Raw genomic sequence first — 981 nt, 5'->3', positions numbered from 1 at the left:
TCGCGTCCATTGTAGTAGATGGTGTTGTAAAAACAGCTTATGACTTCGGAGAATTACTGAACGATGGTTCGATTGGTATTCAAAATCACAATGCTGAGTCAGATTTTACTATCTCGATGGCACCGTCGAATTGGGCTCCGTCACTCTTGGACCAGCAGCAGTCTATGCGCATCGACCAAGGGAGTATAGATTCAGATAATGTCATTACTACAGCCACAGATGCGGAGGGTGACATTCTTATCGTTCAATCATTTACTCAGGGCAGTAGCGGAGCTGTTCTTGATAATGGTGACGGCACGTTCACATACACTCCAGTAGATGGTTTTCTCGGTCGAGACAGTTATCAAGTAACGATATCCGATGGGTTTAATGTATCAGTAGCCACGGTGGTCGTTGACGTACTTCCTGATGCAGCTTTGGTTGTTGAAAATTGCGCTAATTATGGTCTGAATGCAGAGGCTTCATTGGTTGATATCGATGGCTCAGAAACTCTGTCTGTAATGTTACTGGACCTGCCCATAGGATCGATAGTGACGGACGGAGCCCTCACTGCTGAGGTGATGGTAATTGACGGTATTTCTCAAGCACTACTTACAGGTTTTGATTTGGGCAATCTAGAAATATCCCACCCAGAGGGCTTTAATGGCAGTTACGATCTATTAGTTAATGCAGTTGCCAGCGAGAGCGACACTCAAGCTTCAGCATCGACAACACTATCAATAACGACTCTCTGCGACCATGGTGTGTCGGTCTCTGCCAGCAGTATCAGTGAGGTGGAAGATACATTAATGGCTCTTAATATTGTTGTTTATAAGGGGGCATCCGAAACAGCAGTGGTTCAGGATATTACTATTAGTGGTGTGCCTGAAGGTGTGCTGCTATCTTCCGGTGTAAATCAGGGTGGTGGCGTTTGGTCGTTAACAGAGGCTGAGCTAGTCGGATTGACCTTGACGCCAATTGAGCACCAAGATGATAACTTTA

General features: G+C 45.6%; 1 protein-coding gene. It reads left to right on the top strand.

Annotated features, from left to right (window positions below):
* On the top strand, positions 1-981 hold a 981-nt coding region (locus A3762_RS26885; protein ID WP_197468960.1), incomplete at both ends, for an Ig-like domain-containing protein.

The sequence above is a fragment of the Oleiphilus sp. HI0125 genome (assembly GCF_001635355.1).
Note: the sequence above shows the minus strand (reverse complement) of the source record. Positions and strands in the feature narration are given on the sequence as shown.